The sequence below is a fragment of the Nonomuraea sp. LP-02 genome (genome assembly GCF_036289125.1).
GTDB lineage: Bacteria > Actinomycetota > Actinomycetes > Streptosporangiales > Streptosporangiaceae > Nonomuraea > Nonomuraea bangladeshensis.
This window is the reverse complement of the sequence record NZ_JAXCLK010000001.1, coordinates 4,885,140-4,906,082: the sequence shown is the minus strand read 5'-3', so window position 1 is coordinate 4,906,082 and position 20,943 is coordinate 4,885,140. Positions and strand designations below refer to the sequence as shown.

Sequence of the window (20,943 nt, the reverse complement as noted above, 5' to 3'; positions counted from 1 at the left end):
CTCCCCACCCCCCAACCGAACACCCCCTAGGAGGTAGAGCCGTGAGCTCTGGCAAGAAGATGTGGTCGGCGGCGCTGCTGGCCACCGCCGTGCTGGCGGTCACCGCGGCGTGCGGCAGTGGCGGCAGCGGCGGCGAGTCCGCCGACGGCAAGATCAAGCTGCGCTTCTCCTACTGGGGCAGCGACGCTCGGCAGAAGATGACCGAAGAGGCCATCAAGAAGTTCGAGGCCAAGAACCCCACCATCGACATCGAGGGCGAGTTCTCCGACTTCGCCAGCTACTACGAGACGCTGTCCACGAAGGTCGCCGGCAACGACGCCCCGGACGTGATCACCCTGGAGATCCGCGGCCTGCGCGAGTACGCCGACCGCGGCACGCTGGCCGACCTGGCCAGCAAGGTCAACACGGCCGACATCGACGCCAAGGTCCTGTCCACCGGCGCGATCGACGGCAAGCAGTTCGCCATCCCCACGGGCGTGAACGCCTTCTCGCTGATCGTCAACCCGGCCGCGGTCGAGAGCAGTGGCGCCAAGCTGCCCGACGACACCTCGTGGACCTGGGACGACTTCGTGCAGTTCGCCTCGAAGATCACCTCCGGGAGCGGCGGCAAGCAGATCGGCACCCAGCTCAGCTGGAACCCGGCCTACCTCCAGATCTACGCCGCGCAGAAGGGCGAGCCCTTCTACAACGGCAACAAGCTCGGCCTGAGCCCCCAGACCATCAAGGACTGGTGGGGCATCATGCAGAACCTGATCAAGACCAAGGGCGCCCCCGACGCCGCCAAGAGCTCCGAGATCGGCGCCACCAGCATCGACCAGTCGCTGCTCGGCACCAACAGCGGCGCGATGGGCATGTGGTGGAGCAACCAGCTCGGCGCGGCGGCGAAGGCGTCCGGCCAGAACCTGGAGCTGCTGCGCATGCCGAAGGTCCAGGGCGCGACCACCGGCGGCATGTTCCTGCAGCCCGCCATGTTCTACACCGCCTCCTCCAAGTCCGCGCACGCGGCCGAGGCGGCCAAGTTCATCGACTTCATGGTCAACGACCCCGAGGCGGGTCAGATCATCCTCAGCGACCGCGGCCTGCCCGCCAGCTCCAAGGTGCTGGCGGCGGTCCGGGACAAGCTGCCGGAGGCCGACAAGAAGACGCTCGACTTCCTCGACAAGACCCGCGGCGAGATGTCCGACCCGCCGGCCGCCCCGCCGAAGGGCGCCAGCGCCATGGAGGACATCCTCACCCGGTACTCCGAGGAGGTCATGTTCGGCCGGATGACGCCTGACGACGCCGCCCAGAAGTTCATCACGGAGGCCAACGCCTCCATCGCCGGCTAAGGAGAGACATGAGGTACGCGTTCGTCGGGCTCGGGCACCGCGCGCAGATGTACGTCGACGCGCTGCTCGGAGAGTGGCGTGACGCCGGCACCATCGTCGCCCTGTGCGACCTCAACCGGACCCGCATGGACTACTACGTCGAGCGGATCGGCCAGGAGGTGCCGTGCTTCGCGCCCGATGAGTTCGACAAGGTGCTCGAGCTCGCCGACGCGGTCATCGTCACGACCGTCGACGCCACGCACGCCCGCTACGTGTGCGCGGCGCTCGACGCCGGTCGGGACGTCATCGTCGAGAAGCCGCTCACCGTGGACGCCGAGGGCTGCGCGGCCATCGCCGCCGCCGCCGAGCGCAGCAGCGGCAAGCTGATCGTCACCTTCAACTACCGCTACTCGCCGCGCAACTCCGCGGTGCGGCGGCTGCTCATGGAGGGCGCGATCGGCGAGGTGACCTCCGTGCACTTCGAGTGGACGCTGGACACCATCCACGGCGCCGACTACTTCCGCCGCTGGCACCGGCAGCGGGCCAGCTCGGGCGGGCTGCTCGTGCACAAGTCGACCCACCACTTCGACCTGGTCAACTGGTGGCTCGACGCCGCGCCCGAGCTCGTCTTCGCCCAGACCGACCTGCGTTTCTACGGCGCCGGCAACGCCAGGAAGCGCGGCCTCGACGAGCGCCCCGAGCGAGGGCAGGGCGCTCCGGGGCTGGGCTCGGACCCGTTCATCCTGGACATCTCCGCCGACCCCCGGCTCAAGCGCCTCTACCTGGACGCCGAGCACGAGGACGGCTACGTCCGGGACCAGGACGTCTTCGGCGAGGGCATCGACATCGACGACAACATGTCGGTGCTGGTGCGCTACACCAACCGGGCGGTCCTCACCTACTCGCTGCACGCCCACGCTCCGTGGGAAGGCTACCGGATCGCCTTCAACGGCACCGCCGGGCGGCTGGAGCTGGACGTCGTCGAGCGGGAGTGGACGCCGCCGCACGCGGCCATCGACCCGAGCGCGGCGGCCAAGGAGCACGCCACCGGCTCGTCGGAGCGGCTGCTGCTGCGGCGGCACTGGAGCGAGCCGGAGGAGATCACCATCGAGAGCGGCGCGGGCGGGCACGGAGGCGGCGACCGGCTGCTGCTGAACGACGTCTTCCGCGGGCCGGACAACGACCCGCTGGCCCGCCAGGCGGGTTACCGCGACGGCATCCGCAGCGTGCTGACCGGCGTCGCCGCCACCCTCTCCGCCCGCACCGGCGCCCCGGTCCACTTGTCGGACCACGGCACCCGTGTCAGCTGAGCTCTTCCGGGAGCTGGCCCAGGTCGCCGGGGCGCAGTTCGGGCTCTATCCGGAGCCCGGTCCGCGGCTGCGGGAGGCGGCGCGGGACGCGCTGGGGGTGCTCGACCTGCGCGCCGGGGACGTGCGGGTGGAGCGCACCTGGACCGACGGCGACCTGTACGGCGAGGAGCTGTCCTGGTCCGTCGGCTTCGGCCCGCGCACCCGCGCCTTCCTGCTCAAGCCCGCCGACGCGACCGGCCCGCTCCCCGGCGTGGTGGCGCTGCACTGCCACGCCGGCATGAAGTGGGCCGGCAAGGAGAAGATCGCCGACGCCCCGGAGGGCCCGTCCCCGGAGGTGGCGAGGCTGCGCGCGGAGCTCTACGGCGGCCGGGCGTTCGCCAACGCCCTGGCCCGCCGCGGTTTCGTGGTCCTCGCGCACGACGTGTTCGTGTGGGGCAGCCGCCGCTTCCCCCTCGACCTCCCGCCGGGCCAGGAGAGCGAGGCCGACCGCTACGATGCCGCCGCCCGCGCCCACGAGCACGTGGTGGCCAAGCACTGCGCCGTGCTCGGCACCTCGTTCGCCGGGGTCGTCGCCGGCGAGGACCTGGCCGCCGCGGCGTACCTGCGTTCCCGCCCCGACGTGTCCAGGACCGGCTGCGCGGGCCTGTCGGGCGGCGGCCTGCGCGCCGGGCTGCTCGGCGCGTTCGACGAGCACATGGACGCGGTCGTGGTGGCCGCGATGGCCAGCAGCTACCGCGACCTGCTGGACGGGCACGTGGCCCGGCACACCTGGATGTTCTACCCGCCGGGCCTGCCGCGCCTGGGCGACTGGCCCGACCTGGTGGCCGCCCGCGCGCCCGCCCCCCTCATGGTCCAGTACGCCACCCGCGACGAGCTGTTCCCCGCCGCGGGCATGCGCCGCGCCCACGAGACGATCGCCGCCCGCTACCGGGACGTGCCCGGCGCGTACGAGGCGGTCTTCGCCGACGTGCCGCACAGCTTCGACGTGCCGATGCAGGAACGGGCCTTCGACTGGCTGGCCGGCGCCCTGCGCGTCGGGTAAAAAAAGATCTCCCTGATTCCTGTCACGCGTCTGTCGTTTCCGTCTCTTGGGCTCCAGTAAGGCAGTGCGACGGTTGTCGTTCTGCCACCGGATCACCAGGAAGCGGTGGTATACGTGACCATCGGGACAATGGTCGAGGCGATCGCAAATGACCTTATCTCCGACATTCTTCTGTCAATCCTGTGGTTTTTCGCCGGTCGCCAGCCGGATTTCCGCAACTGCTGTCATAAAAGGCACTTCTCCTCCATCCTGAAGTGGGGGAGGAGGCGGGACGATGTCTGAGCTGGAGATCTTCCGGCTGCGGCCGTACCTGTGGCGGATCTGCCGCGACACGCTGCCCCACATCTCGCATGACGAGGTCGACGAGATCGTGCGCGACGTACAGGTCGCCGTCCTCGCCCGCATGCGCCGCGGCGGCCCCATCGACGACATCCGGAGCTACGCCGCGAAGTGCGCCAGAACCGCGTGCGAGAAATTCGGCAAACGGCAGCAGAGGGAGCGTGACACCTACGGAGTCGTGAAAGACGATCAGGACGCCGGGGACATCCCCGACCGTACCGAACCCGGGCCGCAGGAGCTGGTCCACGCCCGGGACGTGCCCAGAGGGGTGCGCGAGGCGCTGGCTCTCCTGCCGGAGCCGTACGAGCGGAAGGTGCGGACGGCGTTCGCGGCGGAGCTCACCGCGCTGAGGCCCGGCCGGGCGTACACCGATAGCGAGCGCCAGGCCAGAAACAGGGCGAAATGGTTCGTCAGGGCCTCGGCCCGTGTTCTGCTCCACGTCGATCTGGACGGGCCGGGCAGCGTCGACGGCATCACCACCTGTTCCGAGTTCCGGGAGATCGTCGCGGCGGCCCACACCCAGGTGGACGGAGCTCCTGGCAACCGTCTGCCGAAGCCGGCCCTGGACGACGTGGTCGAGCACCTCCAGAATTGCGGTCGCTGCGGCGCCGTCGAGATCGACCGGACCAGCAAGGGCATGCGGAGCCTCGTCTTCCTGGCCATGGCCGGCGCGGCGGGCCAGGCCGACGACGACTTCCGCCTGGTCAGCAACGAGGAGAGCCTGCCGGGCGCGAGGCGGGCGCGCCCCGTCAGCCGGCCCGCTCGCGCCGCCCGGCACTCCCAGGGGAGCCGACGGCCGCGCGGGCGCTCTTACAAGGGGCAGGCGCTGACGATATGGACGGTGCTGTTCCTGCTCGGGGCCATGCTGTTGGCGGTCCGGCCGCAGGCGGTCGAGCTGGCGTCGGAGCTGACGTCCGAGCTGGCGCCGTACCTGCCTGGCGACCACGGGCAGGCGGCGGCGGCCGGCCCGGAGAACGGGAGGCCGCCGGACGCGACCGGCGCACGCCACGGCAAGTCCCGCCCCACCGAGGAGCGTGGGGGTGCTGACGGGCGGAGCGACGGCCACGGGGCGGAGGAACGGCCCCCTGACGGGAAGACGGCGCAGCAGCCCGAGCAGGAGCAGCAGGAGCAGGAAGCGCAGCAAGAGGAGGCCCAGCCCGAGCAGCCCGACCAGCCCGAGCAGGAGCAGCAGGAAGAGGCCCAGCCCGAGCAACCCGAGCAGGACCAGCCGGAGCAGGACCAGCCGGAGCAGGAGCAGCCCCCGCAGGAGCAGCCCCAGCAGCAGCAGGAGCAGCAGCCCCAGCAGCCGGTGGTCGCCACCCCCACCTACACGCTGACTGTGCGCCTGACGGGCTACGGCGCCTCGCTGAGCGCCGAGGCGGGCGGCGAATCACTCGGCAGGTGCGAGCAGCCCGGCAACACCGGCCATGAGTGCTCATGGCAGGTGGCCAAGGGGGCCCAGGTGACCCTCACGGCCCCCGACACCACGGCGGAGTGGCGGCAGGGCCCCTGCTCGGGGCAGTCCTCCGCCTGCGTCTTCACCTTGGACGCGGCCACGACCGCCGAGATGTACCTCTACGTCCCTGGCTGATCCGATCCGTCACCCGTCGGGCCCGGTGAGTTGCCGCTCTCGTCGGCCAGCTTCGCCATCGGCGCGTCCGGCTGGTCCAGCCACTGCTGGGCGGGCTGCTCGGGGTCGAGCTCGGTCGCGTCGGCGTACCTCCATCCAACGTGATCTGAAAATGCGTACAAGGGTGGCGGCGAAGGTCCGGACGCCGGTGATCCGCGACGGCCGGGCCTCCCGCGCGGGAGGCCCGGCGGCCTTGTCAGGACCCGGCTGGCAGCGGCACCCCCTCACACGTACGCACCCGCCGGCCGGTCTCGAAGAAGGCGACCACCGCCGCCACGCAGTCCGGCGTCCGCAGCCCCGAGCCGTGCACGTCGTCGTCCACGGTCACCACGGTCCCGCCGATCGCCGCCCGCATGTCGAGCGTCCACTGGTACGGCGACGGGCTCTCGTGCAGGTGGCCGGACAACACCAGCGGCCCGCCGCCGCTCCGCAGCCGGACCTCGCGCACCGGCAGCGGCCAGCCCGCGCAGTTCGGCACGAACGCCGTGGCCTCGCCGGTCACCGGATACCGCGTCAGCCGCTCCTGGTAGGCCCGCCACGCCGACTCGAACGTGCGCGGGCCGGAGTCCTCGTTGCAGAAGTAGGCCACGTTCGCCGGCTTGTTGCTCCGCTCGGGCGCGTCGGCGGGCGGAGCGGGCCGCTCGCCGCCCGCGAGCCGCTTGAGCGTGGGCGGGGCGTCCGGGCCGGTGGCGGTCACCAGCTCCTTGAGCACCTGCGCCACGTCCGGCCAGGCGGGGCTGGGCTGGCTCGCCGCGTCGCCGATCATCCGGCCGTCCACGGTCAGGTCGATGTCGGTGAAGGTGACGGGGTCGGCGGCGAAGCGCTCGCGCAGCCTGGTCAGCGCCTCGATGACCTCGGCCTGGGTGTCGCCGAAGCCGTACGTGTCGTCCCGGGCGGCGATCCAGGCGGCCATGCGCCGGAAGTCGTGGTCGGCGGCGCGGGCGCGCACCTCGGTGAAGACGTCCATCCTCGGCTCCGTGACGGCCACGCTGTCCAGCCACATGGCCCGCACCCGGTCGGGGAACAGGCTGCGGTAGACGGCGCCGAACCAGGTGCCCCACGACACCCCGAGGAAGGCGATCGTGCGCTCGCCGAGCGCGGCGCGGAGCCGGTCGAGGTCGCGGGCCGCGTTCGCGGTCGTGAGCTGGCCGAGGAAGGCCGGGTCGGTGGCCGCGCACGCCTGGTTGGCCGCGACCGTCGCCGCGTAGACCGCGCGGGCCTGCTGCTCGGTGACCCGGCCGGGCGGCGGGGGCCCCTGCTCGGGCGGCCGGCAGGCGGCCTTGGTGCTGTAGCCGGTGCCGCGCGGGTCGAGGCCGATGAGGTCGTAGCGCTCGTTCAGCTTCATGCCGCCCATGACCAGGTCGATCGGCATCAGGTAGCCGCTGCCGCCTGGACCGCCCGGGTTGACCGCGAGGCTGCCGAGGCGGCGGGCCCGGTCGCTCGCCCGCAGCCGGGTGAAGGCGATGGTGATCTGCTTGCCGCCGGGGTCGGCGTAGTCCTGCGGGACCCGCAGCGTGCCGCACTCGGTGCGGCCGTAGAGCGCGCGGAACTTCGCGAACTCCTTGTCGGGCACGCCGAGCGAGCGCAGGACGTCGTCGGAGTACGCGGGGCACTCGTGCCAGGTCACCGACGGCTGCTTGGACGCGTGAGCGGGGGCGGCGAGCGCCCCGAGTGCCAGGGCACTGGCCAGTAAGGTCCGGAGAATCATGACTCAAGGCTGGGCGCGCGGCCCGCCGCGGACCTCCCCCGCGAGTGGGGGACGGACCTCTCCTTCAGGGGATCCCCTCGATCAGGGCAGGATGGCGTCCACGTAGCCGCCGTCCACTCGCAGCGCCCCGCCCGTGGTCGCCGAGGCGTACGGCGAGCTGAGGTAGACCACCATGTTGGCGATCTCCTCGGGCTCGATCAGCCGCTGGAGCAGCGACTGCGGCCGGTGCTGCCGCATGAACGCCCGCTGCGCCTCCTCCCACGGCAGGTCCCGGTCCACGAGCTGGTAGACGAACTCCTCCACGCCGCCCGTGTGCGTCGGCCCGGCGATCACCGAGTTGACCGTCACCCCGGTGCCCGCCGCCTCCTTCGCGAACCCGCGCGAGACGGCCAGCAGCGCCGTCTTCGTCATGCCGTAGTGGATCATCTCGGCCGGGATCGTCACCGCCGAGTCGCTCGCGATGTACTGGATCCGCCCCCAGCCGCGCTCCTTCATCCCCGGCAGGTACGCCCGCGTGAGCCGCACCCCGGCCAGCACGTTGACCTCGAAGTAGTGCCGCCACTCGGCGTCGTCGATCTCCAGCGCCGGCCGGGCGCCGAAGATGCCGAGGTTGTTGACCAGGATGTCCACCTGCGGGAGCAGGCTCAGCACCTGGGCGCACCCCTCCTCCGTGGACACGTCGCCGGGCGCGGCGACCAGCTCGGCCGCCGCGGCGGCGGGCAGGCCGTCCGGCGCGCCCGGGGTCATCCGCTCGATGGCCGCCGCCACCCCGCCCTCGCTCCTGCCGTTGACGCCCACCCGGGCCCCGGCCCGTGCCAGGCCGGCGGCGATGGCCGCCCCGATGCCCTGGGTCGAGCCGGTGACGAGCGCGGTCTTCCCGCTGAGATCGATGCGCACGATGTTGTACCCCCTTCGGGGCCCATTTTTCCGTGCCCCGCCAGGGCGGGACCGCACCGGGGTCGTTTTTCGCCCGGCCACGGGGCAGATCGACTACGTAGGCTGGAGCCGGGCGTGGAAGGGGCGTGGGTGCACCGGATCCTGTGGGGCGTGGCGGCGATGGCGGCCGTAGCGGTGCTCGTCGGGCTGGTCGTCGGGGTGGTCGTGCCGGCCGTGTCGGAGGGGCCGGCGCGGGAGCCGGAGGAGTGCGAGCCGCGCGACACGCGGGTGAGCGCTCCCTACGCGGTCACCGGCTACTGGGTGATCCCGCGGGCCGACCCGTGCGTCACGCGGCGCATGGTCGAGGCCGTCCACCAGATCGGCGGCGACACGCTGATCACGTTCGGGCCGCGGTTCGACGCGGGGGAGCCCGATCCCGGCTTCGCGGACTGCGTCGTGGACGGGCGGCCCTGCGCCGAGGTGCCGGGCAAGCGGGTGCGGCACGTGTACACGTACACGACGAGCGAGGAGTTCGGGCCCGGACTGCTGCGCTGCCAGGGGCTGGACCGGCGGGTCGAGGCCGGCGAGCGGGTCTTCTACCGGGTGTCGCTGGCCCAGTCCTGCGACGACCCGGTCCACGACCTCGTGCTGATCTCCACGGACGGCGACGGGCTCGGCAACCTGATGAACGAGGCGGCGGCGTACGGGATGAAGGTCTTCCCCGGGCTGCCCGCCGCGCCGCAGGAGCCCGGCAAGACCTGGGAGCCCGACCACGACCACACGGCCGCGCTGACCGCGTTCACCGGGCGGGTGCTGGCCGACTACCGGGCGCGGTTCGGGACGTCGGCGGCGTTCCCGGGGGTCTACCAGTCGTTCGAGCTCGCCATGCGCGACCGCGCGCCGAACGATCCGATCATCGAGCTGTACGCCGCCCAGCACGCGACCGTCGCCGCCACGCTGCCCGGCCGGACGATCCTGGTCAGCCCGTACATCGACGCGCGCCGGGGCCGCGGCTTCCCGCCCGAGCAAGCCGGGGACGGGCTCGCCGACCTCGCCCGCACCCGGGCGGGCGCGCCGATGGCCGTCGCGGTGCAGGACGGGCGGGGCACCGGCAAGGTCCCCGTGCACGGCCCGCACGAGCGGGACGCCAAGGTCGAGCCGCGCCTGGTGCCCGTGGTCGGCGACGTCAGCAACGCGCAGGCGTACTACGGGGCCACCCGCGACTACATCGCGGCGGCGGCCCGGCGGGTGCCGCCGGGCGTGGAGCTGTGGGTGAACATCGAAGGCTTCGAGCCTTCGCCCGTGGACGGCGAGTGCGGGCGGGTCGATCCGCTGCCGCTGCGCGGGCGGACCACGAAGAGCCGCCTGGACCGGCAGGTCATGGCCGCGGGCACGCACGCCCAGAAGATCATCTCGTACGGGTGGGACCCCTTCTTCACCTGCCAGGCCCGCTACGACACGCCCTCGCTGGCCGACGACATCGCGAGCGGCTGGCAGGAGCCCATCGTGGTCAGCGCCGTGCGTAAGGACATGAACGGGCAGGCCGGCATCCTCGTCGAGGGCCACAACCTGCGGGGCGGCACCCTCCGCTTCGAGCCGGAGGGCGTGACGGTCGAGCAGGGCTGGTACGGGCGGGGGCGGCTGGAGTCGGCGTGGGTGCCGTACGTGCCGGGCGGGCCGGGAACCGCGATCACGGCGACGAACGGGGCGGGCGAGAGCAGCACCACCCCCTACGTCATGCCCTAGGAGGAGATGTCCGGTCAATGTCCGGTCACCGCCCTGGGACGCGCGCGGCCGCCAAGGCAGGGTGAAGGAGAAATCCGAACCCGCTCCGAGAGGAAACACATGCGCGCTCGCACAGCCCTGGCCGCCGCCGGCATGGCCGCCCTCACACTGGCAGCCTCCGCCCTCCCCGCGCAGGCTGCGGCGTGGAACTACGTCGGCATGTTCGACACGCAGGCGAAGTGCAATTTCGACCGGTCGGTGAGACACGCACAGGGATATCCCACCGACCCCACCACCGGCTGCTACCGCGTCAGCAACGGTTATTACTACTTCTATTACGCCTGATCGAAGAGGACTCATCATGCGTGCCAAGAGCACCTTCGTCAGAACCGCGCTGCTGGCCGGGGGCCTCATCGCGGCAGTTCTCGCCCCCACGGCGGCCACCGCGGCCACCACCACGACGTCAGGCGCCCAGGCGGCCCTCGCCTGCGCCAGCCCCTGCAACTGGTACTCCCAGTCGGTCTCCGCCAGGATCACCGCCCTGAAACTGGCGGAGCAGCAGGCCATATTTCTCATGCAGATCGGCTACACGATCATGACCACCGAGGCGCAGTTGCAGACGGACGCCTCCTCCTGGAAAGGACACGTGCGCTACCACGGCTGATCCGAGGTCAGCCCTTGGCATCGATCAGCTGGTTCCCGGTCAGGGCGTCGACCAGGATGTCGGCGAGCAGCGCCGCCTGGCCGCCGTCCTCGTCCAGGTCGGGGTCCAGGATGGTCACCTCCAGCCCGGCCGCGCCGGGCAGCGCCAGCAGGCCGCGCAGGAGGGCGGTGAGCTGGGCGGCGTCGAGGCCGCCCGGGGTGGGGGAGTCGACGGCGGACAGGATCGACGGGTCGAGGATGTCGGCGTCCACGTGGATCCAGAACCCGTCCAGCTCGTCCCGGACCAGGACCTTCCTCGCCTGATCGAGATCGATGTCGCTGCCGGGGACGTACGCGAGGCCGCTGTCGGCCAGCTCGGGCAGGTCCTCGTCGTCGCGGACGCCGAGCAGGATCACGTCCTCGTCCCTGACGTAGGGGCGCAGGCCGTCGAGGTCGGTCAGGTAGTCGTCGCCGCGGCCGGTGACCAGCGCCACGTCCTCGCCCGCCGCCGAGCCGACGTGGGGGGAGTTGCCGAGGTGGCGGAAGTCGGAGTGCGCGTCCAGGTACGCCAGCCCGTACCGGCCGGCCCGCCGCAGCGCCAGCGCGGGGCCGAGCAGGATCGAGCAGTCGCCGCCCAGCAGCACCGGGAACCCGCCGTCCGCCCGGATTGCGGCGACCCGGTCGGCCAGCCTCCGGGCGTAGGCGGCGATGGCGGGGCCGTTGCGCACGCCGTCGCCCGGCTGCCAGGTGGCGACGTACCGGGGCGGGACGAGCGCTCCGGCGTCGGCGGCCCCGAGCCGCGCCACGAGTCCCGCGTCGCGCAGCGCCCAGGGGGCCTTGTAGCAGCCGGGGACGACGCCGGGCGCGGGCGGGCGCAGGCCGAGGTTGGACGGCGCGTCGAGCACGGTCAGGCGGCGGGTCGCGTCAGGGGTTATGATGCTCATACTCGTGACGTTAGCAAGGGGGAGTGCGGATGCGCCAGTTCGCGGAGACCGGGGTCGTGGCCATCGACCTGGCCAACACGTGGGACGAATGGCTCGACGACCCGGAACGCCTCCCGGACGCGGCGGCCCTGGCCCGCTTCTGCCATGAGCTGGCCGAACCGGCGGACGGGCCCACCGACGCCGACCTCGACGCCGTACGGCGGGTGCGGGCGCGGCTGCGCGACGTGCTGACCCGCGACACCCCGGAACTCCGCACCCACGCCCTCGCCCGGTGGTCGGCCGAACTCCCGATCGCCGCCACCGTCGAGGACCACGACGGCGCCCCCCGCCTACGCCTCACCGCCGATCCTGGGCGCGGTCGGGCGCCGCTGGCGGCCCGCCTCGCCGTACGGGCCGTCGCCGACCTCCTCGACCTGGCCTCCTCCGGCGACTGGGACCGCCTGCGCCTCTGCGCCGCCCTCCCCTGCCGCGACGCCTTCGTGGACCGCAGCCGCCCGGGCCGCCGCCAGTTCTGCTCCACCCGCTGCGCCAACCGCGCCCACGCCTCCGCCTCCCGCGCCCGCCAGCGTATCTGAACTACTTCAGATATGCTGCTCATATGACGACGAAGCGCTTCCCGTACAGCGCGTTCCTCCGAGGCCCGTCGGAGGTGCTGCCCACTCTGGACAGCGCCGACGTCATCCTCGAACGACGCGACGACGAAAACCTGATCCTCATGCGCGCGGAACGCTTCGAGGCGGGGACGGCCAGTCTCCGCATCGCCGCCCGGGCGCTGGCCATCGTGGCGCGCCGCAACGCCGGCCTCGCCGAAGAGGTGCTCGCCGAGGAGCTGCCCTGGCTCACCTGGCTCCCCGACACCGAACGGCACGAGTGCGTACGCGAACTCCTCGCCCACCTGATTGCGGGCGCCGACACCGGCGAACTGCTGCCGTTCGCCAGAGCCCTGAGCTCGTGGCGCTCCACCGCCGTCATCTGGAGCGACCCGCAACTCGCCCACGACCTCCACGGCCCCTTCCCTGGCGACGGCCCCGACGTCCCCCGCCCCCTGGACGGGTCCTGATGGCCGGTCGAGGGGACGAGGTGCCGCGTCCCAACCCCTGGCGCGTACGCTTCGCCGACCGGCGCGCCGCCGAGGGTTGGGCCCACCTGCTGGCCCAGGCGCCCGACAACCTCGACCGGGCCTGGGGTGGCGATCACCAGTGACCAGCGACGCATCGACTGCCGCCAGCACCCGCGCTAGGGCTCACTGGGCTTCGTGAAGGTGGATGGTGTGTCGGTCGAGCAGTGGCAGTACGAAGCCACCTCAGGTGGTCGGCTCTGGTACGGAATCAACGACGACGAGCGCACGCTGTGGATCACGCGCGCCGGAACCGGGCACCCGAAACAGACCGACCAGCGGCGTTGAGCGGCGTCGCGCGGGTCAGGGGGTGAAGAGGGTGCGGCCCCAGTAGTCGGAGGCGTCGCGGACGCCGGGTGGGCAGGCGAACAGGCCGCTGGAGACGTGCTTGATGTACTCGTTCAGCGGGTCCTCGCGGGCCAGCCGCAGTTGCACCGGCACGAACTGCTTGCGCGGGTCCCGCTGGTAGGCGATGAAGAACAGGCCGGCGTCGAGGCGGCCGAGCCCGTCGGAGCCGTCCACGAAGTTGTAGCCCCGCCGCAGCAGGTGCGCGTTGCCGTGCGAGCTCGGGTGGGCCAGCCGGACGTGGGCGTTCGGCGCGATGTGCGGCTGCCCGTCCGGCCCCTTGGCGGCGAAGTCCAGCGGGTCGAACTCGCCTTTCGCGCCGAGCGGCGCGCCCTCGCCCTTGTCCCGCCCGAAGATCTGCTCCTGCTCGGTGAGCGACGTACGGTCCCAGGTCTCGATCGTCATGCGGATCTTCCTGGTGACCAGGTAGGAGCCGCCCGCCATCCAGGCCGCGCCGTCCCCGGCGTCCGCCCAGAGCTGCTCGCGCAGCAGGGCCGCGTCCTCCAGCTTGAGGTTGTTCGTGCCGTCCTTGAATCCCATGAGGTTGCGCGGGGTCGCCTGGGCGCGGGACGTGGACGACGTACGCCCGAAGCCGAGCTGCGACCAGCGCACCGACACCCGGCCGAAGCCGATCCTGGCCAGGTTGCGGATGGCGTGCACGGCGACCTGGGGGTCGTGCGCGCACGCCTGCACGCAGAGGTCCCCGCCGGAGATCTCCGGCACGAGCTGCTCGCCGGGGAACTTCGGCAGGTCGGCGAGTGCGACGGGCCGCCTGTCCGCCAGCCCGAACCGCTCGTCGAACAGCGACGGCCCGAACCCGACGGTCAGCGTCAGCCCGGAGGCGGGCAGCCCCAGCGCCTCGCCGGTGTCGTCGGGCGCGGCGGCCGGGTCGCCGCCCACCGCGCCGAACGATCCCGCCTCCTTGCCCTGCGTGAGCCGGGCCGCGGCGGCGGTCCACTCCTGGAGGAGGTCGATCAGCTCGGCGCGGTCGCCGGTGGTGACGTCGAAGGCGACGAAGTGCAGGCGGTCCTGGGCGGGGGTGACGATGCCCGCCTGGTGCTCGCCGTAGAAGGGGTAGGGGGCCGAGGTGGAGGCGGCGTGCGCGACGGGCGGGCCGTCGAGCAGCGACCTCGCGCCCACGGCGCCCGCCCCGGCCACCGCCGCGCCGGCCGCGCCGAGCCCGAACAGGCTCCTCCGGCTCATCCGCCGTCCGTTCCCGGAGGGGTCGGACATGGGGTCCTCCCGCTACTTCGCCACCACAGGGGCGATCTTGCTGATCGGTTCGCCGAGCGCGTTGATCGCGTCGGACAGGGTCTTGAGCTGCGCCTTGGACAGCTCGTCGTGGAGTTGCCAGCCGTCGCCCCTGCGGTGCGCCTCAAGCGCCGCCTCGGCCGCGGCGAACTTCTCGTCCAGCGTCTTGACCAGGTCGGGAGCCCGCTCCTCCAGCACCGGCCGAAGCGACTGCACGGCGGCCTTGGAGCCTTCGAGGTTGGCCGCGAAGTCCCAGAGGTCGGTGTGCGACCAGATGTCCTCCTCACCGGTGATCTTACCGGTGGCGACCTCGTCGAGCAGTTCCTTGGCGCCGTTCGCCAGGTTGAGTGGCGTGAGCTCGGCGGCGTTGGCCTTGCCGACGATGGTCTTGATGTCGGCGATGAGCTTGTCGGCGATCGGGCCGTCCTTACTGACGTCCTTGTGGATCCACAGGTCCTTCTCGATCCGGTGGAAACCGGTCCACTTCTCGCCCTCGGCCAGGTCGGCCTCGCGGGCGTCGATGGCCGGGTCGAGGTCGCCGAAGATCTCGGCCACCGGCTCGATGCGCTCCCAGTACGTCCGCGCCACCGGGAACAGCGCCTTCGCCTCGTCGATCTTCTCCGCCTTGACGGCGTCCACGAACTCCTGCGTCTTGACCAGCAGCGTGTCGCTCTGCGTCTTGACGTAGCGCTTGTAGCCGGTCACCGCGGCGGCGAGCTGCGCGTCGGCGGTGAGCGGCTTGTGCTCGCCGGTGACCTTGAGCGGGTTGCGGATGCCCTTGCCGACCATGCCGGGCTTGCACGCGGTCTCGTACGTGCCGGCCGGCAGCTCGGCGATGAGCTCCCTGGTGAGGCCGGGCACGATGTTCTCGACCTCGGCCATGATGCGGTCGCCTGCGGCGAGCACGTAGAACTCGGTCACCTTGCTGCCGCCGTTGGTGATCGTGAACGTCGTGGTGCCCGCGGGCACCTCCGTGACCGGCACCTCGCACGCGGTGTCCGACGCGGCCACGGCGATCTTCCCGGGCGAGCCGGAGGCGGCCGGCGCGGCGGGGCCGCCGCCGGAGGAGCCGCAGGCGGTGAGTGCGGCCACGGCGAGCACGCCGGTGGACAGGCGGAGGACGGTACGCATGGTGCTCCTGTTCAGGCCGCGGCGGTGGGCGCCGCGGGCAGGGACGTCCGCCGCGGGCGGAGGAAGAGGACGAGGGCGGGCAGCAGGTACACCGCCCAGGCGACGACCTCGGCGACGCTGGGCTGCGGGGTGATGTTGAACATCCCGGCCAACAGCATGCCGTACCAGGAGTCGGCGGGGAGCGTGGCGCCGAGGTCGAAGGCCGGCGTGGCGAGGCCGGTCAGCACGCCCGCCTCCTGGAGGTCGTGCACGCCGTACTTGAGGATGCCCGCGGCCACCAGGATGAGCAGCAGCCCGGTCCAGGTGAAGAACCTGGTGAGGTTGATCCTGACGGCGCTGAGGTAGAGCCCCCAGCCGATGGCGACCGAGGTGAGCACGCCCAGCGTGATGGCGATCAGCGGCTCGACGGTCGTGGCGGCGCCCTGCGCGGAGGCGAAGAACAGCAGGGCGGTCTCCAGCCCCTCCCTGGCGACGGCGAGGAAGGCCAGGACGGCCACGGCGAGCCGGCCCAGCTCAAGCGCGTCGCTCAGTTTGCCGCGCAGTTCGCCGGAGAGCGTGCGGGCCGCCCGCCGCATCCAGAAGATCATCCAGGTGACGAAGACGACGGCCAGCAGCGAGGCGATCGACTCGAACAGCTCCTGCCCGGTGTACCCCAGGCGGGCCGCCGTGAAGGTCAGCAGCGCGCCGAACGCCGCCGACAGGGCGACGGCCGTGCCCACGCCGGCCCAGACCTGGGGGAGCCGGTCCTTGCGGTCGCTCTTGACGAGAAAGGCGACGAGGACCGAGACGACGAGTGTCGCCTCCAGGCCCTCGCGCAGCCCGATGAGATAGCTGGCGAACACGGACACTCCCGCGGGTTCTTAGGTAAGGCTCCCCTAAATTAGAGCTCCCGCGGCGTTCTGTCCATGTGTGCCCGGTGTGTTCGTCGTCACCCCGCCTCTAGTCGCCCGCCCGATCGCCCGCCAGATTGTCCGCCAGCAGTTCGAGCAGCGGTTCGCGGCGCACGCACCGCTCCAGCAGGAACGAGTCCGCGAGCGCGATCAGCTCGTCGTCGCCGAGCCCGCGGAACAGCTCGGCGTACTCGGGGAGCAGCGCCTGCGCGAACAGGATGTGCCTGATGAGGTCGTCGGTCTGGTAGCGGGCGCCCCACGGGTAGGGGTCCCAGCCGGGGAACTCGGTCTCGACCAGCTCGTGCAGCGGCCCGAGCACGTCCGCGCCCTCTTCCATCGTCGACCCCCAGCGGTCCGCCCCGAGCCGCCGCTTCTTGTCGAGGAAGCCCCCGAACCTGTCCAGGTACGGCCCCGCCGCGTGCACCAGCCCCTGCAACCCCACGTCCTTGTACGTCCACAACGACCAGCCCGCCCCGTGCGCGTCGAAGATCGCGAGCTGGTCGCGCAGGATCTGGTACCGCTGCGCGTCCTTCTCCGGGTCACCGGTGTAGACCGGCCCGAACTCGCCCACCCACAACGGCGTCCCGGTCTCCCGCTGGAAGCGGGAGCGCTTGGCGAACGTCCGCTCCAGCTCGTCCCGGTCGCACCACTCGCCCCGCGTGTGCCCGGGGTACGGCCCGCCGTGCGCGAAACCGGCGAGGGCGTAGTCGTGCATGACGAAGACCGTGTTCTCGTACACCTCACGGAAGATCGAGAAGTCGGTGGAGTAGGTGTTGCCGTCCAGGAACAGCACGTGGTGCGGGTCGGCCCCGCGCACCGCTTTCACCAGCCGGTCGTAGAACGGCCCGATCACCCGGCCGGTGACGTCGGCGGGCTCGTTCGCCGGGTTGTAGCCGGCCACCCAGGGGTTGTCGCGGTAGTGGTCGGCCAGGACCTCCCACAAATGCACCGCCCGGTCCTGGAAGTGACGGTGCTGCCAGAACGCCGCCACGTGGGTGGGGTTGTCGGAGTGCCAGTGCTGGTTCTGCGAGCCGGGCAGCGCGTGCAGGTCGATGACGCTGTAGATGCCGTGCGCCCCGAGCAGGCCGATCACCCGGTCGAGATGGCGGAAGCCGCGCGGGTCGATCTCGAAGGGCCGCTCGTCGGACTCCCAGTGGCGGTAGTTCACCGGGATGCGCACGCAGTTCATGCCGAGGCCGGCCAGCAGCTCGGCGTCCCGCTCGGTGAAGAACGAGGTCAGCAGGCGGTCGAAGAACAGCTCGGTCCGTTCCTCGCCGAGCACGCCGCGCACCGCGTCGCGCATCGAGCTCTCGTTGGCGGGGAAGCCGGTGACGAAGTTCTCCATGTTCATCCAGCCCCCGAGGCCCACCCCGCGGAGCCGTACCGGCTGGTCGTCGGGCGTGACGAGGTGGTTTCCGGACACACGCAGCATGTCAGAGGTCATCCCTTCGTGGCGCCGGCGGTGAGCCCGCCGACCAGGTGGCGTTCCGCGACGGCGTAGAACCCGAGCGCCGGGATCATGGCCAGGACGAGGTAGGCGAGGATGCGGGCGGTGTCGGAGGCGTACTGGCCCTGGAACTGCTGGATGCCGAGCGGCAGGGTCCAGTTGGCCTCCTCGGTGAAGACCACCAGCGGCAGCATGAAGTTGTTCCAGCTCCCGACGACGGCGAGCACCGAGACGGTGGCGATGGCGGGCTTGGCCATGGGCAGCAGGATCCGCCAGAAGAACCCGAACGGACTGCACCCGTCGATGATCGCGGCCTCCTCGATCTCCCCGGGGATGCTGCGGAAGAAGCCGCGCAGGATGATGATCGTCAGCGGCAGTCCGAACGCCGCCTGCACGAGGATGACGCCGAGCGGGTCGCCGAGCAGGCCGAGCGCGCGCAGCAGCACGAAGATCGGCAGGATGGCCACCGCGAACGGGAACATCAGCCCCGCCGTGAACAGCGTGAACAACGCCTCCCTGCCCCGGAAGGCGAACCGGGCGAAGACGAACCCGGCCAGCGCCGCCACCCCCACCGTGAGCACGGTGGTGACGACCGCGATGAACGTGCTGTTCCAGAGCTGCAACCAGAACGACGACGAGGCCAGCACGTCGGTGTAGTTGCCGGTCACCCAGGTCGAGGGCAGCCCGAACGGGTTGGTGGACAGCTCGCTGTTGCGCTTGAACCCGCCGAGCGTCGCGTAGATCACCGGGATCAGGACGAACGCGCCGACGACCCACGCGATGAGATGCAGCGGCAGGGTGTTGCGCCGAGGGGTCTGCTTCCTGCCGCGGGTCACCCCGTACGTCATCTGCGGCCTCCCATGCTGGTGGTCGCGCCCTCCAGGTCACGGCGCATCACGAACCGCTGGTAGAACAGCGCGAAGACGAGACTGAGCACGAACATCACGACGCTGATCGCGCTGGCGTAGCCGACCTGGGAGCGCTTGAACCCCCACTCGAACATCGTCACGGCCATCGTCTCCGACGAGTGCGACGGGCCGCCCCCGGTGAGGATCCACACCAGGTCGAAGAGCTGGATCGTGTAGATGACGGACAGGAAGATGCTGATCCGGATCGTCGGCCCGAGCAGCGGCAGCGTGATGTGCCTGAAGACCTTCCAGCCGCTCGCCCCGTCGATCTGGGCGGCCTCGACGAGCTCGTCGGGGATGTTCTGCCGGCCGGCCAGATAGATCATCATGTGGAAGCCGAAGTACTTCCACGTCATGACGAGGAACAGCGACGGCATCACCGTGTCGGGGTCGGCCAGCCAGTCGGAGTCGGCGCCGAACAGCGCCAGCACCTGGTTGGCCATCCCGGCGTCGGGCGCGAGGATCAGCGAGAACAGCACGCCGGTGATCACTTCGGACAGCACGTACGGCGCGAAGAACACCAGCCGGTACACCGCCCGGCCACGGATGCGCTGGTTCAGCAGCAGCGCGATGGCCAGCGAGAGCGGCAGCTGCACGCAGGCCGACAGCAGCACCAGCACGAGCAGGTGCCACAGGTCCCGCCGGAAGATCTCCGTGCCGAACAGCCGGGTGAAGTTGTCGAAGCCGATGAAGTTGGTGGGCAGGCCGCCGAACCCGTTCCAGCGGAACGCGCTGGCGTAGAAGGCGACCAGGATGGGCGCCACGACCAGCAGCAGGAACAGCACCAGCGCGGGCAGGACGAACAGCGCGATCGTCAGCGCGCGGCCACGGCGCCTGGCGACGGGGGCGGGGGCCGGAAGCTTGGCCGCCTCCGGCCCTCGGGTCAGTGTCGTCATTCTTCCGTCTTGGCCACTTCGGTGATGGCCTGGGCGACCTGCTCAGGCGTCTTGGTGCCGCCGATCAGCTCGGCCACGCTGTCGTTGACCTGCTGGCCGACGGCCGGCGGGTACGCCTGGTCGAGGTAGAGCTGGTAGCCGGTCGCGCCCGCGAGCATCGTGGCCACCTGCTTGAGGTTGGGGTCGGTGACCGCGCTCTCCTCGCCCTTGAGCACCGGCAGCACGCCGCCGGCCTGGACGGCCTTGGTGTGGTTGTCCATCCGGGTCATGAACTTCACGAAGTCCACGGCCTCCTTCGGGGCGTCCCTGCCGACGGCCAGGCCGCCGCCTCCGCCGAACGCGTCCGTGGCCGAGCCCTTGCCGCCCTCGACGGCGGGGAACGGGAAGAAGCCGAGGTCCTCGCCGAGGCCCTTGCCCGCGTCCTTCTGCACGGACGGGGCCCACTGGCCCATCAGCTCCATGGCGGCCTTGCCGTTGCCGACCGTGGCGGCCTGCCCGTCGGGCGACGAGTACGCCGCGCCGAGGAAGCCCTTCTGGAACGGCTGCAGGTCGGCCAGGGCCTTCACCTGCTGCCCTGCGGCGATGAAGTCCGGCGTGCTGAAGTTCTTGTCCACGGCCGCCTGCTTGAGCGCGTCGAGCCCGGCGATGCGCATGGCGAGGTAGGCCCAGTAGTAGTGGCCCGGCCACTTCTCCTTGCCGGCGAGGGCGATGGGGGTGACGCCGGCGGCCTTGAGCTTCTTGACGTCGTCGAGGAACTCCGACCAGGTGGCGGGCGGCTGCGTGATGTCGGCCTTGGCGAAGAGTTTCTTGTTGTACCAGAAGCCGACCATGCCGATGTCGGTCGGCAGGCCGTAGGTCTTGCCGTCGAACTGGTACGCGCTGAGCGCCGCAGTGGTGAAGCCGGGCAGGATGTCGGCGGTGTCGGAGGAGAGGTCCTTCACCAGGTCGGCGTCGATCTGCTGCTTGAGCACGCCGCCGCCCCAGGTGGCGAAGACGTCGGGGGCCTTGCCGGACTGCGTGATCGTGGTGAGCTTGGCCTTGTAGGCGTCGTTCTCCAGGACCGTCGCCTTGATCGTCACGTTGGGGTTCTGGGCCATGAACTCCTTGGCCCGCTGCGCCCACAGCGTCTTCAGCGGTTCGGCGGTCGACAGGTGCCACCACTCCAGGGTGACCTTCGCCGGGGCGGCACTCTCGCCCGACCCGGAGGGCGCGGCGCCGCCACCGCCACCTCCGCCGCAGCCGGCCACGAGCACCGCGGTCGCGATCAACACCACACTGCGTTTCATCCGAGGGGTCCCTTCTCTGCTGGGCGGAGCACGCCGAGCCTGGCGGAACAGAGCGAAACTTTCGTATAGCCCCCGATATTTTCTTTGCCCGGAGCTTAGGTAACCTTGAAGTAACACGTCAACACCCCCGTTCTGAGCGACGCCGAACC

General features: G+C 71.3%; 21 protein-coding genes. 11 read left to right on the top strand and 10 right to left on the bottom strand.

What is annotated here, in order from left to right:
* The first annotated feature begins 41 nt into the window (after positions 1-41).
* The 4 genes from SMD20_RS22755 (at position 42) to SMD20_RS22740 (ending at position 5,589) form a co-directional block, all read left to right on the top strand.
* Complete coding sequence (locus SMD20_RS22755; RefSeq protein WP_329584309.1) at positions 42-1,328, top strand: extracellular solute-binding protein; 1,287 nt, start codon at positions 42-44, stop codon at positions 1,326-1,328.
* 8 nt (positions 1,329-1,336) lie between these two features.
* Entirely contained in the window at positions 1,337-2,617 is a 1,281-nt protein-coding gene (locus SMD20_RS22750; RefSeq protein ID WP_329584307.1) for a Gfo/Idh/MocA family protein, read from the top strand.
* Complete coding sequence (locus tag SMD20_RS22745; RefSeq protein WP_329584306.1) at positions 2,607-3,659, top strand: hypothetical protein; 1,053 nt, start codon at positions 2,607-2,609, stop codon at positions 3,657-3,659. Before SMD20_RS22750 ends, SMD20_RS22745 begins: the two co-directional genes overlap by 11 nt.
* Positions 3,660-3,933: 274 nt before the next feature.
* Positions 3,934-5,589, top strand: coding sequence for an RNA polymerase sigma factor (locus SMD20_RS22740; protein ID WP_329584304.1), 1,656 nt, complete (start codon positions 3,934-3,936; stop codon positions 5,587-5,589).
* Positions 5,590-5,824: 235 nt separating this feature from the next.
* Here SMD20_RS22740 and SMD20_RS22735 read toward each other — a convergent pair whose 3' ends face one another.
* Both SMD20_RS22735 and SMD20_RS22730 read right to left on the bottom strand, forming a co-directional pair.
* Positions 5,825-7,336, bottom strand: coding sequence for an alpha/beta fold hydrolase (locus SMD20_RS22735; RefSeq protein ID WP_329584302.1), 1,512 nt, complete (start codon positions 7,334-7,336; stop codon positions 5,825-5,827).
* An 81-nt stretch (positions 7,337-7,417) separates the two neighbouring features.
* Positions 7,418-8,233 (bottom strand): SDR family NAD(P)-dependent oxidoreductase, encoded by an 816-nt coding sequence (locus SMD20_RS22730; protein WP_329584301.1) that lies wholly within the window; start codon positions 8,231-8,233, stop codon positions 7,418-7,420.
* A gap of 114 nt (positions 8,234-8,347) precedes the next feature.
* Here SMD20_RS22730 and SMD20_RS22725 point away from each other — a divergent pair, with 114 nt between their 5' ends.
* From SMD20_RS22725 to SMD20_RS22715, 3 genes are all read left to right on the top strand, one after another.
* Positions 8,348-9,958, top strand: coding sequence for a DUF4434 domain-containing protein (locus tag SMD20_RS22725; RefSeq protein ID WP_329584300.1), 1,611 nt, complete (start codon positions 8,348-8,350; stop codon positions 9,956-9,958).
* A gap of 99 nt (positions 9,959-10,057) precedes the next feature.
* Positions 10,058-10,282, top strand: a complete 225-nt coding sequence (locus SMD20_RS22720; RefSeq protein WP_329584298.1) for a hypothetical protein — start codon at positions 10,058-10,060, stop codon at positions 10,280-10,282.
* Between the two features lie 16 nt (positions 10,283-10,298).
* Complete coding sequence (locus SMD20_RS22715) at positions 10,299-10,601, top strand: hypothetical protein (RefSeq protein WP_329584296.1); 303 nt, start codon at positions 10,299-10,301, stop codon at positions 10,599-10,601.
* 7 nt (positions 10,602-10,608) lie between these two features.
* On the opposite strand, the gene SMD20_RS22710 is transcribed toward SMD20_RS22715, so the two are convergent.
* Positions 10,609-11,523, bottom strand: coding sequence for an arginase family protein (locus SMD20_RS22710; protein ID WP_329584294.1), 915 nt, complete (start codon positions 11,521-11,523; stop codon positions 10,609-10,611).
* A gap of 29 nt (positions 11,524-11,552) precedes the next feature.
* Between SMD20_RS22710 and SMD20_RS22705 the strand changes: the two genes are divergently transcribed.
* From SMD20_RS22705 to SMD20_RS22690, 4 genes are all read left to right on the top strand, one after another.
* Complete coding sequence (locus SMD20_RS22705; RefSeq protein ID WP_329584293.1) at positions 11,553-12,098, top strand: CGNR zinc finger domain-containing protein; 546 nt, start codon at positions 11,553-11,555, stop codon at positions 12,096-12,098.
* A 23-nt stretch (positions 12,099-12,121) separates the two neighbouring features.
* On the top strand, positions 12,122-12,583 hold the full coding sequence (locus tag SMD20_RS22700) for a hypothetical protein (RefSeq protein WP_329584291.1): 462 nt from the start codon (positions 12,122-12,124) through the stop codon (positions 12,581-12,583).
* Positions 12,583-12,726 carry a hypothetical protein gene (locus SMD20_RS22695; RefSeq protein WP_329584289.1) on the top strand — a complete coding sequence of 48 codons (144 nt, stop codon included), beginning with the start codon at positions 12,583-12,585 and terminating at the stop codon, positions 12,724-12,726. Before SMD20_RS22700 ends, SMD20_RS22695 begins: the two co-directional genes overlap by 1 nt.
* A 67-nt stretch (positions 12,727-12,793) precedes the next feature.
* A complete protein-coding gene (locus SMD20_RS22690) occupies positions 12,794-12,928 on the top strand; it encodes a hypothetical protein (RefSeq protein ID WP_329584287.1) in 135 nt (44 codons plus the stop codon).
* 15 nt (positions 12,929-12,943) lie between these two features.
* Here the strand turns inward: SMD20_RS22690 and efeB are convergent, their stop codons facing one another.
* The 7 genes from efeB to SMD20_RS22655 all read right to left on the bottom strand — a co-directional run bounded on the left by efeB (position 12,944) and on the right by SMD20_RS22655 (position 20,794).
* Complete coding sequence (gene efeB / locus SMD20_RS22685; RefSeq protein WP_329584284.1) at positions 12,944-14,188, bottom strand: iron uptake transporter deferrochelatase/peroxidase subunit; 1,245 nt, start codon at positions 14,186-14,188, stop codon at positions 12,944-12,946.
* Between the two features lie 42 nt (positions 14,189-14,230).
* Positions 14,231-15,367 (bottom strand): iron uptake system protein EfeO, encoded by a 1,137-nt coding sequence (gene efeO / locus SMD20_RS22680; RefSeq protein WP_329584282.1) that lies wholly within the window; start codon positions 15,365-15,367, stop codon positions 14,231-14,233.
* 11 nt (positions 15,368-15,378) lie between these two features.
* Positions 15,379-16,209 carry an iron uptake transporter permease EfeU gene (gene efeU / locus SMD20_RS22675; RefSeq protein WP_329584279.1) on the bottom strand — a complete coding sequence of 277 codons (831 nt, stop codon included), beginning with the start codon at positions 16,207-16,209 and terminating at the stop codon, positions 15,379-15,381.
* A 97-nt stretch (positions 16,210-16,306) separates the two neighbouring features.
* Positions 16,307-17,689 (bottom strand): glycoside hydrolase family 5 protein, encoded by a 1,383-nt coding sequence (locus SMD20_RS22670; RefSeq protein ID WP_329584277.1) that lies wholly within the window; start codon positions 17,687-17,689, stop codon positions 16,307-16,309.
* An 8-nt stretch (positions 17,690-17,697) separates the two neighbouring features.
* Positions 17,698-18,552 carry a carbohydrate ABC transporter permease gene (locus SMD20_RS22665; protein ID WP_329584275.1) on the bottom strand — a complete coding sequence of 285 codons (855 nt, stop codon included), beginning with the start codon at positions 18,550-18,552 and terminating at the stop codon, positions 17,698-17,700.
* Entirely contained in the window at positions 18,549-19,508 is a 960-nt protein-coding gene (locus SMD20_RS22660) for a carbohydrate ABC transporter permease (RefSeq protein ID WP_329584273.1), read from the bottom strand. Before SMD20_RS22660 ends, SMD20_RS22665 begins: the two co-directional genes overlap by 4 nt.
* Positions 19,505-20,794: an extracellular solute-binding protein gene (locus tag SMD20_RS22655; protein WP_329584272.1), complete on the bottom strand. Its 1,290-nt coding sequence runs from the start codon at positions 20,792-20,794 to the stop codon at positions 19,505-19,507. Before SMD20_RS22655 ends, SMD20_RS22660 begins: the two co-directional genes overlap by 4 nt.
* Positions 20,795-20,943: the final 149 nt, after the last annotated feature.